Origin of the sequence: Antarcticimicrobium luteum, assembly GCF_004358185.1 — a bacterium.
In the GTDB taxonomy this organism is placed as follows: domain Bacteria; phylum Pseudomonadota; class Alphaproteobacteria; order Rhodobacterales; family Rhodobacteraceae; genus Antarcticimicrobium; species Antarcticimicrobium luteum.
The window spans coordinates 50,327-64,136 of the sequence record NZ_SMUV01000057.1 but is presented as its reverse complement, the minus strand read 5'-3'; the positions used below and the strand labels follow the sequence as shown (position 1 = coordinate 64,136).

Below are 13,810 nucleotides of genomic sequence, written 5' to 3'. Positions count from 1 at the left end.
GCGCCCTGGATAACGACAAAAGCATAAGAAGCGCCCTTTGATGAAAACGCTGACCACGACGCAGGAGTTGCAGAACTTCTGCGATACGGCCCGAAGCCATCCTTACGTTACCGTCGATACCGAGTTTCTGCGCGAGCGGACCTATTACTCCAAGCTTTGCCTGGTGCAGCTGGCGATGCCCGGCGACACCGACGAGACCGCGGTTCTGGTTGATCCGCTGGCCGGAGAGATGTCGCTCGAGCCGCTGTATGAACTCTTCCGCGACGAAAACGTGGTCAAGGTGTTCCATGCGGCGCGGCAGGATCTGGAGATCTTCTGGGTCGAGGCCGGGGTGTTCCCGAAACCGCTCTTTGATACCCAGGTCGCGGCGATGGTCTGCGGCTTTGGCGAGCAGGCCGGGTATGAAACCCTGGTGCGCAAGATCGTGCATCAGCCGGTCGACAAGACCTCTCGCTTTACCGACTGGTCGCGGCGGCCGCTGAGCGACGCGCAGAAAACCTATGCGCTGGCCGACGTGACGCATCTGCGCAAGATCTACGAACATCTGGCCGATGAACTGGACCAGACCGGCCGCAGCCACTGGGTCGACGAGGAGCTGGAAATCCTGACCGATCCGGCGACCTATGACATCCGCCCCGAGGAAGCCTGGAGGCGGGTCAAGACGCGGACCAGTTCGGCCAGGTTCCTGGCCATCGTGCGGGAGCTGGCGGCCTTTCGGGAGGGCTACGCGCAGGAGCACAATGTGCCGCGCAACCGGGTCTACAAGGACGACGCGCTGGTCGAGCTGGCCTCGGTCAAACCGCGCACCCATGCGGATCTGGGCGGCTTGCGCCTGCTGCTGCGCGAGGCGCGGCGCGGCGCCATCGCCGATGGCATCCTGGCGGCGATCACCCGCGGCATCGATTGTCCTTCGGCCGATCTGCCGCAGCCCGACCGCAGCCGTGAAAAGATGCAGGTGAACCCGGCGCTGGCCGATCTGCTGCGGGTACTGCTCAAGGCCAAGACCGAAAGCGCCGGCGTCGCCGCAAAGCTGATCGCGCCGAGCGCGGATCTCGATGCCATCGCGGCGGGGATGCGCGACGTGCCGGCGCTGAAGGGCTGGCGCCATGAGGTGTTCGGCGCCGAGGCGCTGCGGCTGTGCGAGGGCAGGCTGGCACTGGCGGCAAAGGGCCAGACGGTCCGGCTGATCGAACTTTAGGGGCGGTCGCGGTCGATCGCGGGCGGCGGCGTGTCAGCGCCGCCGCGTGGTGCGCACGTTGTCCCGCCCGGCGACGCGGATGGTGCGGACGCCGGCAAGTTCCTGCCGCGTCATCGAATGGGCGGCGCGCACGGTGCGCGAAAAGGCCGTTCCCACCGGTGTCGGCCGCTCTGGATAGACCACCCGGAAGGACAGCGAGAGAATGCCCTCGGCCTCTTCCTCGGGGGTGCTCACCGGGCGCAGTTCCACCTCATAGGGCCCCTGACGTGCGGCCACTCCCTCGGCATAGACGATGGCGCCGGTGCTGGTCTGCTCGACCCGCAACTCGGTCACCTCGGCGATGGGCACGGTGACGTCCACCGGATCGGGGCGCGCGAACATGCCGCGCGTCGACTTGGGAATCAGCGGATTGGCGGCCTCGGTTGCCTGCACCCTCTCGGACCGGCTCTTGCCGAACCAGTTGCCCGGATTGATGCGCGAGTCGCGCCAGCCACCGCAACCGGCAAGCAACAGGCTGGTGACCAGCAGCACGCTCAGAGGTTTTTGCATCTTGCCCCGTCTCGTTCTGGATACGCCCATCCCGGTTACCGCATCCGGACCCCGTTGAAAAGCGGCAAGCCGGGTCTGGACAGCCCGGCGGACCCGTCATAGGTCAAAGGGCGTCCGCAACCCGAGGAGATCCCGATGGCGACCCCCGCATTTGAAGAGATTGTCGAGGATTTCGAATTTCTCGAGGATTGGGAGGACCGCTATCGCCATGTGATCGAACTGGGCAAGGCGATGGCGGCGCTGAACGATGCGCTCAAGGTGCCGGCGACCAAGGTGGATGGCTGCGCCAGCCAGGTCTGGCTGCACCCGGTGATCGACAACGGCGTGTTCCGGTTCGACGGCGATAGCGACGCGATGATCGTGCGCGGGCTGATCGCGGTGCTGCGGATGCTCTACAACGGTCTGCCGGTCGCCGAGGTGTCAAAGGTCGATGCAAAGGCCGAGCTGGGACGGCTGGGGCTGAACGATCACCTTTCGGCGCAACGCTCGAACGGGTTGCGGGCAATGATCGAGCGTATCCGCGAGGTCGCCGCCGGGCAGGCCTGAGCCGAACCGCGAGGGGCCAGCCCCCCGCGTGCTGTCGCGCGCGTTCCCCGGGGATGTTGTTAGCGGGAGGACGCGGGGGTGCGTTTCGCCCAGTCCGCCAGCGTCGCCTCCAGATCGCCATAGCCGGTGAACCGCCGCTCGAAGGCGAGGCCGAGACGCCCGGCGCAGGTCCGGGCCTTGTCTGTCAGCGCAGGGTCGTCGGACTGGGCCTGATAAACCAGCTTGGTGTAATTTCCGAAATACAGCGGCATCAACTCGGGATGATCGTCCAGCCGGAGCGGTTTCCAGACAAAGGCGTCGAATTGCCGGACCAGGAAATCGGTCAGATAAAAGGCCGTCGCCTCGTCATGGGCGGCAAACCGCGCGTTGCCCTCGAAGAAGGAATAGCAATGCGGCCCGGCGACCATTTCGACCCCGAGCCTGTCGCAGGCGGCCTTGAGATGCCCGCCGGTGCCGCAGTCGGCATAAACGACATAGATATCGTCATAGCTGCGCCGATGCGCGGCGATGGCCGCCTCGACGGCCCCGGTGATCCGCTCGGGGTGATTATGCAGGATCGCCGGCAGGCAGGCCAGATCCAGATGGTCCCAGCCGTTCCGCGCCTTGAGATCGAGGATTTCGCGCGCCAGCGCGCCGCAGGCCAGCAGCAGGATGCGCCCGGGCTTGTGCGCTGGCGCGGGGAGGCCGGCCTCGGTCAGGGTCCGGTCCGAGATTCCGGTGTCGGGGTACGACGGCGCATAGGGCCGCCGCATCGGGCGGCCGGCAGAGCGCCGGCGCACCACGGTCAGGCACTCATCGCGTTGTGTCTGCGCGCGACATGTTCCTTGGCGGTTTCCACCGCGACGGCGGCGTCGCGGCAATAGGCGTCGGCGCCGATCGCCTTGCCGAACTCCTCGTTCAGCGGCGCGCCGCCGACGAGCACGATGTAATCGTCGCGAATACCCTGTTCGATCAGGGTGTCGATCACCACCTTCATGTAGGGCATGGTGGTGGTCAGCAGCGCCGACATCCCCAAGATGTCCGCATCCTCGACCTCCAGCGCCTCCAGATAGCTTTCCACCGGGTTGTTGATGCCCAGATCGACCACCTCGAAACCGGCGCCTTCCATCATCATCGAGACCAGGTTCTTGCCGATGTCGTGGATGTCGCCCTTGACGGTGCCGATGACCATCTTGCCGACCCGGGGCGCGCCGGTCTCGACCAGCAGCGGCTTGAGGATCGCCATGCCACCTTTCATCGCGTTGGCGGCCAGCAACACCTCGGGCACGAACAGGATGCCGTCGCGGAAATCGTTGCCGACGATGGTCATGCCGCCCACCAGCGCCTCGGTCAGCACTTTGTAGGGGGACCAGCCGCGCTCAAGCAGGATGCCGACGCCTTCCTCGATCTCTTCTCTGAGACCGTCGTATAGATCGTCGAACATCTGTTGGACGAGTTCCTCGTCGTCGAGTTCGCTCAGGATGATGTCATCATCTTCTTCGGACATGCGTTGCGGTTCCTTGACTGGCGGGATGATCCCGGTTGGTCCGTTTGGTCTTTCTTGCCAGATGCGGGCGTGCACACTTCGACAATTGCGACACCCTTGGCGCTGCAACCGACCATAGGCTGTTAAATGCGGAATTGATAATGAGCATTTCGCAGGAAGAACATGGGGCGATTGCATAAGTTCCCTTTTTGTTCCATTCTTTTCCCATGACCTGCGAGATTCCAATAAAGCCGGCGCGGCGCAAGGCGCGCGGGGCGGCGAGCAACCGCTCCGGACGCTATGATCTGGCGCGCGTGGATGAGCATGACGGCTGGGCCGACCCCGAGATTCAGCCGTCGATCCGCACCGAGGTGCGCGACGAGGTGGTGCGTAGCGCGATCAGCTACAACCGCTCGCCCGACCTGCCGTTCGACCGCTCTGTGAACCCCTACCGCGGCTGCGAGCACGGCTGCGCCTATTGCTTTGCCCGGCCCAGCCACGCCTATCTGGGGTTGTCGCCGGGGCTGGATTTCGAAACCCGGCTCCTGGCCCGGCCCGGCCTGCCGGAGGTGCTGGCGCGGGAACTGGCGGCGAAACGCTACAAGGTGGCGCCGATCGCCATCGGCACCAATACCGACCCCTATCAGCCGCTGGAACGGGACCGCGGCATCACAAGGGCGGCGCTGGAGGTTCTGGCGGCGTTCAATCACCCTGTCGCCATTGTCACCAAGGGTACTTTGATCGAACGCGATCTGGACATATTGGCGCCGATGGCGGCGCGGGGGCTGGCGCGGGTCGGCATTTCGGTCACGACGCTGGACGACGATCTGTCGCGCCGGATGGAGCCGCGGGTGCCGCTGCCGGCGCGGCGGCTGGAGGTGATCCGGCGGCTCAGCGGGGCGGGGGTGCCGGTGCGGCTGATGACCTCGCCCATCGTCCCGGGGCTGACCGATCACGAGATCGAGGCGCTGCTCGAGGCCGGGCGCGAGGCGGGGGCGGAGGCGGCCAGCTGGATCATGCTGCGGCTGCCGCGCGAGGTCTCGCCGCTGTGGCAGGAGTGGCTGGCGGAACACGCGCCGGGGCGGGCGGAAAAGGTGATGGCGCGGCTGCGCGAGATGCACGGCGGGCGCGATTACGATCCGCGCTGGGGCCACCGGATGCGGGGCGAGGGGGAATATGCCCGGGTGATCGCGCAACGGTTCAGGGCCGCGGCGCGGCGGGTCGGGCTGGACGGGACCGCGCCGCCGCTGCGCACCGATCTCTTCGCGGTGCCGCCGGGGCCGGGGGATCAGTTGCCGCTGTTCTGAGCCGTTGTCTTGATCGTCAGCGACGAAAGCCCACATCCCTTTGCAACGGGTCAATAATCGGAGGGCAGGGATGTCGTTTTGGGATCAACGTTTTGAGCGGCCGGGGTATCTGTTCGGAACCGAGCCTGCGGCGTTCTTGCGCGCGCAGGCCGGTGCGCTGTCGCCTGGGTCGCGGGTGCTCTGCGTGGCCGATGGAGAGGGGCGCAATTCGGTTTATCTGGCGGGACTCGGGCATCGGGTGACGGCCTTTGACGCGTCGCCGGTGGCGCAGGACAAGGCGCGGGCGCTGGCGGCGGAGAAGGGCGTATCGGTGGATTTCCACCAGTCCGGGATCGAGGCGTGGGACTGGAGCCAGCCCTATGACGCGGTGGTCGGCGTCTTCATCCAGTTCGCCCCGCCGGAGCTGCGCGACCGCCTATTCGGCTGGATGGCCCGGGCGGTGGCGCCGGGCGGGCTGCTGCTGCTGCATGGCTATGCGCCGCGTCAGGTGGATTATGGCACCGGCGGACCGCCCAATGCCGAGAATATGTACACCGAGGCCCTCCTGCGCGCCGCCTTCGACGGCTGGGAGATCCTGCGGCTGGCGGACTACGACGCTGAGATCGACGAGGGAGAGGGGCATTCGGGCCGCTCGGCGCTGGTCGATCTGGTGGCGCGGAAACCGGGGTGAGGCCCGCCTTGAAGCTGAAGGAACATTTGGCTTCTGTCGCCCGGCCGTCCAGGCCGGGCCGCGCCCGACCCTCCCCCCGGGAGGGCGCATCGTTGATCGTATGCACCGAAGCCCCGTTCAGCAGAACGATCTTGCCTCGGGGCGTTCAGACGTCGGGCTGCGCCACCCAGGGTCGGGCGCGGCCCTTCGAGCATTGAAAAAAGAAAAGAGGGGCCGCGCGGCCCCTCTCTCATGTCTCGCTGTCTGCGTGGCTTACTTGGCCAGCAGCGCCTTGACCCTGCCGGCCACGGCCTCGGCGGTGATGCCGAATTTCTCGTAGAGCACATTCGCCGGCGCCGAGGCGCCGAAGCTGTCCATGCCGACGAAATCGGCCTTGGCCTCGCGGCCGCGCTCGCCCAGCAGCCATCGGTCCCAGCCGCCGGCGCGGACCGCCGCCTCGACGCCGACGCGCACCGGACCGGCCGGCAGAACCTTGCGGCGATAGGCCTCGTCCTGTTCCGCAAACAGCTCCATGCAGGGCATGGAGACCACGCGGGTGCCGATGCCCGCCGCCTGCAGCGCCTCGCGCGCGGATAGCGCAATGGACACCTCGGAACCGGTGGCGATCAGGATCGCCTCGCGCTTGCCCTCCGCATCGGCCAGCACATAGGCGCCCCGGGCGGTCAGGTTGTTCACCTTGTGCTCCAGCCGCACCGTCGGCACACCCTGACGGGTCAGCGACAGCACCGAGGGCGTTTCCTTGGACGTCAGCGCCAGTTCCCAGGCCTCTGCCGTTTCCACCGTGTCGGCGGGGCGGAACACATAGGTGTTCGGCGTCGCGCGGGAGATCGCCAGATGCTCCACCGGTTGGTGGGTCGGGCCGTCCTCTCCCAACCCGATACTGTCATGGGTCATGACAAAGACGGTCGGGATCCGCATCAGCGCCGCCAGTCGCATCGCCGGGCGGGCATAGTCGGTGAAGGCCATGAAGGTGCCGCTGTAGGGGCGCAACCCGCCATGCAGCGCCATGCCGTTCATCGCCGCCGCCATGCCATGTTCGCGGATGCCCCAATGCACGTAACGCCCCTTGCGGTTCTCGGGCATGAAGACGCCCAGATCGCCGGTCTTGGTGTTGTTCGACCCGGTCAGGTCGGCCGAGCCGCCCACGGTTTCCGGCATCAGCGGGTTCACCACCTCCAGCACCATTTCCGAACTGGCCCGGGTGGCCAGCTTGTGCCTTGCCTCGGTGGCCTGTTTCTTCAGCGCGCGGATGGTGGCGGAAAGCCGCTTGGGCACGTCGAGCGCGTAGGCGCGGTTGAACTCGGCCTGGCGCCGCTCGGAAAGGCCTGCAAAGCGGACCTCCCAATTGGCACGCTCGACCGAACCGCGTTGGCCGATGTGTTCCCATTCCGCCTTGATGGTGTCGGGAATGGTGAACGGGGCCGAGTGCCAGCCATAGGCTGCCTTGGCATCCGCGATCAGCTGCGGATCGGTCAGCGCGCCATGACCCTTGGAGGTGTCCTGCGCCGAAGAACCCAGCGCGATATGGGTCTTGCAGGCGATCATCGAGGGCTTCTTGGTCGCCTTGGCCTTTTCCAGCGCGGCGTCGATGGCCTCTGGATCATGGCCGTCGATTTCCTGCACATGCCAGCCCGAGGCGCGGAACCGCTGCACCTGATCGGTCCGGTCGGACAGATCGACGGTGCCGTCGATGGTGATGTTGTTGTTGTCCCACAGCACGATCAGCTTGCCCAGCCGGTGACGGCCGGCCAGGCCGATCGCCTCCTGGCTGATACCCTCCATCAGGCAGCCGTCGCCGGCAATGACATAGGTATGGTGATCCACGACCTTCTTGCCGTAGCGGGCGCGCTGGATTTCCTCGGCCATGGCAAAGCCGACGGCATTGGCGATGCCCTGTCCCAGCGGGCCGGTGGTGGTCTCGATTCCCGGCGCATGGCCGTATTCGGGGTGGCCGGCGGTGATCGCGCCCCACTGGCGGAAATTCTTGATCTGCTCCAGCGTCATCTCCGGATAGCCGGTGAGATAGAGCAGCGAATAAAGCAGCATGGAACCATGGCCGGCCGACAGGATAAACCGGTCGCGGTCGGGCCAGTCGGGTGCGGCGGCATCGAATTTCAGGTGCTTTTCGAACAGCACGGTTGCCACGTCGGCCATGCCCATCGGCATGCCGGAATGGCCGGAATTTGCGGCTGCGACCGCATCGAGCGTCAGCGTGCGGATGGCGGCGGCCTTGTTCCAGTGATCGGGATGGGCGGTGCGCAGGGCGGTCAAATCCACGAGTGTTTCCTCTGGCGTTGCGGGCAGATAGGCCGCTCAATAACAGCCGGGGGTCAAAGATCAAGCTTGGGCGCGGTACATAGCGCCATGCACATCAGGTCTATCGTTCAAGTACTTGAAACCAAAGGGGGGGTATTTTGCCGGCGGTTTCGATAGACTGGACGCCAACCGGCCAGCGGCGCGATTCGCGGCAGCGAACGCCGCCCGGCGCCGGCCCGGCAACGTGGTGGAACCAACCGCATGAGAAGGTAAGGGGCATGAGCCAGTTAGATGAATTAGAGAGCCGGATCACGGCCGCGATGGAACGGATTCAGGCCGGGCTGGGCGCCTTGTCCGCAAACGCCGGTGCGCCGGACCCGGCGGATGGGGATCTGGCCGCGGCGCTGGAAGAGGAAAGACTGGTCACCGCCCAGCTTGAAGAGCGGCTCAAGCGGATCAAGGAAAAACATGCCGAGGAAATCGCCGGGCTTCAGGCGCAGGTCGCCGGCGCCGAGGATCTCGACGCGCTGAAAGCGGAGGTTGCGGCACTCAAGGCCAGTCTGGCCGAGGCGCAGGCCGACACCGGGCAGGCCGATGCGCTGCGCCAAGAGGTCGAGCGGCTGAAGGCCGACCTTGCCGAAAGCACGCAATCCGATGCGACCGGGGCCGAGATCGACGCGTTGCAGGCGCAGCTTGCCAAACAGGCGGAGACGGCGGCGCGGCTCGATATGGATGTGCAGCGGTTGCGCCAGTCCAACGATCAGCTGCGCGCGGTCAACGCCACCCTGCGCGAGGCGAACGAGGCCTCGGTGGGCGAACCCAGCCTGATCAACAAGGCGATGCTGGCCGAGCTGGAGGGACTGCGCGCCGCGCGGGCGACCGATGCCGCCGAGGCCGGCGCGATCCTGGCGCGGCTGGAGCCGCTGCTGGCCAATGCGGTGAGCCTGCCGGAAGGGGAGGAAGGGTGATGCCTGAGGTAACGATCCATATCGGTGGGCGCGATTTCGATGTCTCCTGCCAGGAGGGCGAGGAAAGCTTTCTGCATTCCGCCGCCAAGATGCTGGATGACGAGGCCCGGGTTCTGTCTGATCAGATCGGCCGCATGCCCGAGGGGCGGATGCTGCTGATGGCAGGGCTGATGCTGGCCGACAAGACGGCGGCGGTCGAGGACCGCATCAAGGAGGTCGAGGCGCAGCTGGCCGAGCGCGACGCCGAATTGGCCCAGCTGCGGGCAACGCCGGCGCCTGTGCCGGAAAAGGTCGAGGTGCCGGTGGTTCCGAACTCGGTCACCGATACACTGGCCGAACTCGCCGCCAGGGCCGAGGCATTGGCCGCCGAGATCGAGGAGAAATCGGCGGGGTGAGAGACCACCCAAAGCCTTGGGAATGAGGCCGTGTCGGGCGGGCGTCAGAGCCCGTCCGGGCGGGTAAGCATCCGGCTGGTGCTTCGGTGCAATTTCGGCGGATACGCGCAAAAAAAAGGGGGCCGAAGGGCCCCCTTGATGCATCACAAGATCACGCGCCGGATCAGCCGTTGGCTTCCCGGATCTTGTCGGCCGCGTCCTTGTCATAGGCCACGCCCTTGTCGTCGAAAAGCTGATCCAGCTCGCCCGACAGCGTCATCTCGGTGATGATGTCGCAACCGCCGACGAACTCGCCCTTGACGTAAAGCTGCGGGATGGTCGGCCAGTCGGAGAACGCCTTGACGCCCTCGCGGATGGCGTCATCGGCCAGAACGTTCACATCGGCGAAATCCACGCCCATGTAGTTCAGCACGCCGGCCACGCGGCTCGAAAAACCGCATTGCGGCATCTCTTTGGTGCCCTTCATGTAAAGCACCACGTCGTTGCTGCTGATGAGATCCTGAATACGGTCTGCTGCGTCTGTCATGTCTTGGTCTCCATGCGGGAGGGATGTCTGGATGGGGTCAGAAAACGTCAGTCGGGGGCCTTGGTGGTCAGTGCCAGGGCGTGCAATTCGCCCTGGGCGCCATCCATCTTGCCCTTGAGCGCGGCATAGACCGCGCGCTGCTGCTGTACCCGGTTCTGGCCGCGGAAGCTTTCGTCGATCACCTCGGCGGCATAGTGATTACCGTCCCCGGCCAGATCAGTGATGGTGATCTTGGCTTGGGGAAAGGCGTTGCGGATCAACGCTTCGATTTCATGGGCCTGAATCGCCATGCGGCAAACTCCTGTTGGTGTTGGTCCAGATGTAGGGCGACGACGGCTGGCGCGCAAGGCGCCGCCGCGCAACCCCGGTCCCGGGCGGTCTCAGCCCAGGGTCTGCTCGAAACTGCTACGGTAGAGCGCCGACAACTCCGCCAGCGGCGCGTCGACGCCGTCGAACCGTACAGAGTCCCCGGTGAATCGTCCAACCGACGAGATCGGCACCCCGGCCTTGCCCGCCTCGATCATCAGCGCCTCGGCCTGATCGAAGTTGCAGGCGATGAGATAGCGGCCCTGATCCTCGCCGAACAGCACATCGGTCGCGCCCGAGTCCAGATGCACCCCGACGCCGGAGCCTTCGGCCAGCTCGAAGGCGGCCAGCGCAAGCCCGCCATCGGACAGGTCGGTACACGCGGTGATCAGCGCGCGGTTGGCGCGGATGAAATCGCCGTTGCGCTTTTCCGCCTCCAGATCGACCCTGGGCGCATCGCCGTCCTCGCGGTTGAACACCTCGGCCAGCAGGGCGGACTGACCCAGGTGACCGGAGGTCTCGCCGACCAGAAGGGCGACATGCCCCTCACGCACGGTGGTGCCGATGACATCGGCCTCGCTGGCGATCAGACCGACCGCGCCGATGGTGGGGGTCGGCAGGATGCCCTGACCGTCGGTCTCGTTGTAAAGCGACACGTTGCCCGACACGATCGGCATGTTCAGCGCCGAACAGGCCGCGCCGATACCCTTGATGGCGCCGACGAACTGGCCCATGATCTCGGGCTTTTCGGGGTTGCCGAAGTTCAGGTTGTCGGTGGTGGCCAGCGGGGTGGCGCCCACGGCGGTGAGGTTGCGATAGGCCTCGGCCACCGCCTGCTTGCCGCCCTCGACAGGGTTGGCTTTGACATAGCGCGGCGTCACGTCCGAGGTGAAGGCCAGCAGCTTGCCGCTGTCATGGACCCGCACGATGCCCGCGCCCAGACCCGGGGTGCGGGCGGTGTCGGCCATCACCATGGTGTCATATTGCTCATAGACCCATTGTTTCGCCGCGTAGTTCGGCGAGCAGATCAGCGCGCGCAGCCCGTCGATCGGGTCGATCTGCGGCACGTCGCCCAGCGGGTCGGCCGCCGGCGTTTCCACCCAGGGGCGGTCGTATTCGGGCGCCTCGGACGAGAGTTTCGACAGCGGCAGGTCGGCCTTGGCCTCGTTGTGGTGCATGATGAGAAAGCGGTCCTCGGCGATGGTCTCGCCGACGATGGCAAAGTCGAGATCCCATTTGTCGAATACCGCGCGCGCTTCGGCCTCTTTTTCGGGGCGCAGCACCATGAGCATGCGCTCCTGACTTTCGGACAGCATCATCTCATAGGCGGTCATGCCCTCTTCGCGGCAGGGCACCTTTTCCAGGTCCAGCCGTACGCCCAGCTTGCCCTTGTCGCCCATCTCGACGGCCGAGCAGGTCAGGCCCGCCGCGCCCATGTCCTGGATCGAGATCACCGCGCCGGTCTGCATCAGCTCCAGCGTCGCCTCCATCAGGCGCTTTTCGGTGAACGGATCGCCGACCTGAACGGTGGGGCGCTTTTCCTCGATGGTATCGTCGAACTCGGCGCTTGCCATGGTGGCGCCGCCGACGCCGTCGCGGCCGGTCTTGGCCCCGAGATAGACCACCGGCATGCCGACGCCCGAAGCGGCGGAATAGAAGATCTTGTCGGCATCGGCGAGGCCGGCGGCAAAGGCGTTGACCAGGCAGTTGCCGTTATAGGCGGGGTGGAACCGCACCTCGCCGCCCACGGTGGGCACGCCGAAACAGTTGCCGTAACCGCCGATGCCCTCGACCACGCCATGCACCAGACGCTTGGTCCGGGGATGATCGACTTCGCCGAAGCTGAGCGAGTTCATCGCCGCGATGGGGCGCGCGCCCATGGTGAAGACGTCGCGCAGGATGCCGCCGACGCCGGTCGCCGCGCCCTGATAGGGCTCGATATAGGACGGGTGGTTGTGGCTCTCCATCTTGAACACGACGGCCTGGCCGTCGCCGATATCGACGATGCCGGCGTTCTCGCCCGGGCCGCAGATAACCTGCGGGCCGTCGGTGGGCAGGGTGCGCAGCCATTTCTTGGACGATTTGTAGGAGCAATGCTCGTTCCACATCGCCGAGAAGATGCCCAGTTCGGTAAAGCTCGGCTCGCGCCCGATGATTTCGAGGATGCGTTCATACTCGTCGGGCTTCAGGCCGTGGCTTTCGATCAGCTCCGGAGTGATCTCTGGGTCTTGCATCGCTTGGGCATCTCCGCATGGCGTCGTTTGCGCCCTAATACGTCAACGCCCGGTTGGGGGAAAGGGCCTAGCGCGCCGCAAGGGCGCCAGGATCATGCCGAAGTCCGCCTGAGCCGCCTGCCCGAGTCCGCCTGTGGCGCCGCCGGCGATGGCCGCCGCAGCACAAAAAAAGAGGCCGAGCACTAAGCTCGGCCCAAGTCCAACAGGGAGGTATGAAGATGATGCGCAACTAAGCGCCATCGCCTTCGAGTGCTCATTTAGGTGTCGCTTTATGTACGATCAAGCGCAATCATGTCGCAGTTGCAGCATTTCCGGCATGATCTGGGCGCATAGCTCAGATTTTTCCGAGCTGTCGCAGTTGCTTGCGGTGTGAAATGATTTCGTCCTGGACGAAATCCCGGAACGCCGAGATGCGTTTGGAGTGACGCAGTTCCTCCGGGTAGGCTAGGAAGACAGGCACTTCGGCGGATTCGATTTCCGGCAGCACCCGCACCAGATGCGGGAAATCCTCGGTCAGGTAATCGGGCAGGACACCGATGCCGAGATCGTGCAGAACCCCCTGCAACACGCCGAAATAGTTGTTCACGGTCAGCATCGAATGGGGGGTGTTCGCCATCAGTTGCTGCACCAGCATGGCACCGGCGCCCACCTGGGGGGCGTTGGGGTTCTGGCAGACCAGCCGGTGGTCGGCCATGTCCTCAAGCCTTTCGGGGGTGCCGTTGCGCTCCAGATAATCGCGCGAGGCGTAAAGCTGCATCTGCACTGTCATCAGCCGTTTGCGGATCAGGTCGGCCTGGCTGGGCTCTTTCATGCGGATGGCGACGTCGGCCTCGCGCATGGGAAGGTCGAGCACGCGCTCTTCCAGCATCAGGTCGATCTTCAGGTCCGGGTATTTCTCGTAGAGCTTGGTCAGGCGCGGCGCCAGCCACAGTGTGCCGAACCCGGTCGTGGTGGTCACCTTGAGCTCGCCGAATACCTCTTCCTCGCTGTCGCGGATGCGGGCGGCAGCGGCCTCCAGCCGTTTGCTGATGGCGCGGGTGGCGTCGAACAGCAGCTCGCCCTGTTCGGTGAGAATCAGGCCGCGCGCATGGCGGTGGAACAATGTGGTGTTCAGCGACTCTTCCAGCGCACGGATCTGCCGGCTGACCGCCGATTGGGACAGGTTCAGCCGATCGCCGGCGTGGGTCAGGCTGCCCGCGTCCGCCACCGCATGAAAGATTCTAAGCTTGTCCCAGTCCATATCCGTCACTTTCGTTCGTCGGTCTGCGCGCTATGTGCAACTTTGCGGCATCTAGCACGCCCGACCTTGTTTGGTAACATATTGTTGGGAAAAACCCTGTTCAGGTCAATATTTATGACCTATTATGGACTGGAAAAGATGCAAACTGAT

Annotated in this window: 14 protein-coding genes; 6 read left to right on the top strand and 8 right to left on the bottom strand. The window is 65.4% G+C overall.

The window, feature by feature from the left end:
* Window positions 1-40: 40 nt before the first annotated feature.
* Window positions 41-1,198 (top strand): ribonuclease D, encoded by a 1,158-nt coding sequence (rnd, locus tag E1832_RS06875; protein ID WP_133358998.1) that lies wholly within the window; start codon window positions 41-43, stop codon window positions 1,196-1,198.
* A 33-nt stretch (window positions 1,199-1,231) separates the two neighbouring features.
* On the opposite strand, the gene E1832_RS06870 is transcribed toward rnd, so the two are convergent.
* Window positions 1,232-1,747, bottom strand: a complete 516-nt coding sequence (locus tag E1832_RS06870; RefSeq protein WP_133358997.1) for a hypothetical protein — start codon at window positions 1,745-1,747, stop codon at window positions 1,232-1,234.
* 135 nt (window positions 1,748-1,882) lie between these two features.
* Between E1832_RS06870 and E1832_RS06865 the strand changes: the two genes are divergently transcribed.
* Window positions 1,883-2,293 carry a SufE family protein gene (locus E1832_RS06865; RefSeq protein ID WP_133358996.1) on the top strand — a complete coding sequence of 137 codons (411 nt, stop codon included), beginning with the start codon at window positions 1,883-1,885 and terminating at the stop codon, window positions 2,291-2,293.
* Window positions 2,294-2,352: 59 nt separating this feature from the next.
* Here the strand turns inward: E1832_RS06865 and E1832_RS06860 are convergent, their stop codons facing one another.
* Together E1832_RS06860 and E1832_RS06855 are read right to left on the bottom strand one after the other, a co-directional pair.
* Entirely contained in the window at window positions 2,353-3,045 is a 693-nt protein-coding gene (locus tag E1832_RS06860) for a DUF1638 domain-containing protein (protein WP_133358995.1), read from the bottom strand.
* 32 nt (window positions 3,046-3,077) lie between these two features.
* Window positions 3,078-3,779 carry a corrinoid protein gene (locus E1832_RS06855; protein ID WP_133358994.1) on the bottom strand — a complete coding sequence of 234 codons (702 nt, stop codon included), beginning with the start codon at window positions 3,777-3,779 and terminating at the stop codon, window positions 3,078-3,080.
* A 206-nt stretch (window positions 3,780-3,985) separates the two neighbouring features.
* Here E1832_RS06855 and E1832_RS06850 point away from each other — a divergent pair, with 206 nt between their 5' ends.
* Both E1832_RS06850 and E1832_RS06845 read left to right on the top strand, forming a co-directional pair.
* Window positions 3,986-5,065 carry a PA0069 family radical SAM protein gene (locus E1832_RS06850; protein ID WP_133358993.1) on the top strand — a complete coding sequence of 360 codons (1,080 nt, stop codon included), beginning with the start codon at window positions 3,986-3,988 and terminating at the stop codon, window positions 5,063-5,065.
* Window positions 5,066-5,135: 70 nt separating this feature from the next.
* A complete protein-coding gene (locus tag E1832_RS06845) occupies window positions 5,136-5,735 on the top strand; it encodes an SAM-dependent methyltransferase (RefSeq protein ID WP_133358992.1) in 600 nt (199 codons plus the stop codon).
* Window positions 5,736-5,987: 252 nt separating this feature from the next.
* Here E1832_RS06845 and tkt read toward each other — a convergent pair whose 3' ends face one another.
* The gene (tkt, locus tag E1832_RS06840) at window positions 5,988-8,012 is read right to left on the bottom strand and encodes a transketolase (RefSeq protein ID WP_133358991.1); all 2,025 of its coding nucleotides are present in this window, start codon (window positions 8,010-8,012) and stop codon (window positions 5,988-5,990) included.
* 257 nt (window positions 8,013-8,269) lie between these two features.
* Between tkt and E1832_RS06835 the strand changes: the two genes are divergently transcribed.
* Together E1832_RS06835 and E1832_RS06830 are read left to right on the top strand one after the other, a co-directional pair.
* Entirely contained in the window at window positions 8,270-8,959 is a 690-nt protein-coding gene (locus E1832_RS06835; RefSeq protein ID WP_133358990.1) for a hypothetical protein, read from the top strand.
* Entirely contained in the window at window positions 8,959-9,354 is a 396-nt protein-coding gene (locus E1832_RS06830; protein WP_133358989.1) for a cell division protein ZapA, read from the top strand. The genes E1832_RS06835 and E1832_RS06830 overlap by 1 nt, the downstream gene beginning before the upstream one ends.
* Window positions 9,355-9,517: 163 nt before the next feature.
* Here E1832_RS06830 and grxD read toward each other — a convergent pair whose 3' ends face one another.
* The 4 genes from grxD to E1832_RS06810 form a co-directional block, all read right to left on the bottom strand.
* The gene (gene grxD, locus E1832_RS06825; RefSeq protein WP_133358988.1) at window positions 9,518-9,880 is read right to left on the bottom strand and encodes a Grx4 family monothiol glutaredoxin; all 363 of its coding nucleotides are present in this window, start codon (window positions 9,878-9,880) and stop codon (window positions 9,518-9,520) included.
* Window positions 9,881-9,927: 47 nt separating this feature from the next.
* A complete protein-coding gene (locus tag E1832_RS06820) occupies window positions 9,928-10,170 on the bottom strand; it encodes a BolA/IbaG family iron-sulfur metabolism protein (RefSeq protein ID WP_133358987.1) in 243 nt (80 codons plus the stop codon).
* Between the two features lie 90 nt (window positions 10,171-10,260).
* Window positions 10,261-12,420: a phosphoribosylformylglycinamidine synthase subunit PurL gene (gene purL / locus E1832_RS06815; protein ID WP_133358986.1), complete on the bottom strand. Its 2,160-nt coding sequence runs from the start codon at window positions 12,418-12,420 to the stop codon at window positions 10,261-10,263.
* A 334-nt stretch (window positions 12,421-12,754) separates the two neighbouring features.
* Complete coding sequence (locus tag E1832_RS06810) at window positions 12,755-13,660, bottom strand: LysR family transcriptional regulator (protein WP_133359013.1); 906 nt, start codon at window positions 13,658-13,660, stop codon at window positions 12,755-12,757.
* Window positions 13,661-13,810 lie beyond the last annotated feature (150 nt).

Coding starts and splice junctions, on each gene's coding strand:
- E1832_RS06810 (WP_133359013.1), bottom strand. CDS start 13,660: ATGGACTGGGACAAGCTTAGAATCTTTCATGCGGTGGCGGACGCGGGC.
- E1832_RS06820 (WP_133358987.1), bottom strand. CDS start 10,170: ATGGCGATTCAGGCCCATGAAATCGAAGCGTTGATCCGCAACGCCTTT.
- E1832_RS06860 (WP_133358995.1), bottom strand. CDS start 3,045: ATGCGGCGGCCCTATGCGCCGTCGTACCCCGACACCGGAATCTCGGAC.
- purL (WP_133358986.1), bottom strand. CDS start 12,420: ATGCAAGACCCAGAGATCACTCCGGAGCTGATCGAAAGCCACGGCCTG.
- E1832_RS06855 (WP_133358994.1), bottom strand. CDS start 3,779: ATGTCCGAAGAAGATGATGACATCATCCTGAGCGAACTCGACGACGAG.
- E1832_RS06865 (WP_133358996.1), top strand. CDS start 1,883: ATGGCGACCCCCGCATTTGAAGAGATTGTCGAGGATTTCGAATTTCTC.
- E1832_RS06870 (WP_133358997.1), bottom strand. CDS start 1,747: ATGCAAAAACCTCTGAGCGTGCTGCTGGTCACCAGCCTGTTGCTTGCC.
- E1832_RS06850 (WP_133358993.1), top strand. CDS start 3,986: ATGACCTGCGAGATTCCAATAAAGCCGGCGCGGCGCAAGGCGCGCGGG.
- rnd (WP_133358998.1), top strand. CDS start 41: ATGAAAACGCTGACCACGACGCAGGAGTTGCAGAACTTCTGCGATACG.
- E1832_RS06835 (WP_133358990.1), top strand. CDS start 8,270: ATGAGCCAGTTAGATGAATTAGAGAGCCGGATCACGGCCGCGATGGAA.
- E1832_RS06830 (WP_133358989.1), top strand. CDS start 8,959: ATGCCTGAGGTAACGATCCATATCGGTGGGCGCGATTTCGATGTCTCC.
- grxD (WP_133358988.1), bottom strand. CDS start 9,880: ATGACAGACGCAGCAGACCGTATTCAGGATCTCATCAGCAGCAACGAC.
- E1832_RS06845 (WP_133358992.1), top strand. CDS start 5,136: ATGTCGTTTTGGGATCAACGTTTTGAGCGGCCGGGGTATCTGTTCGGA.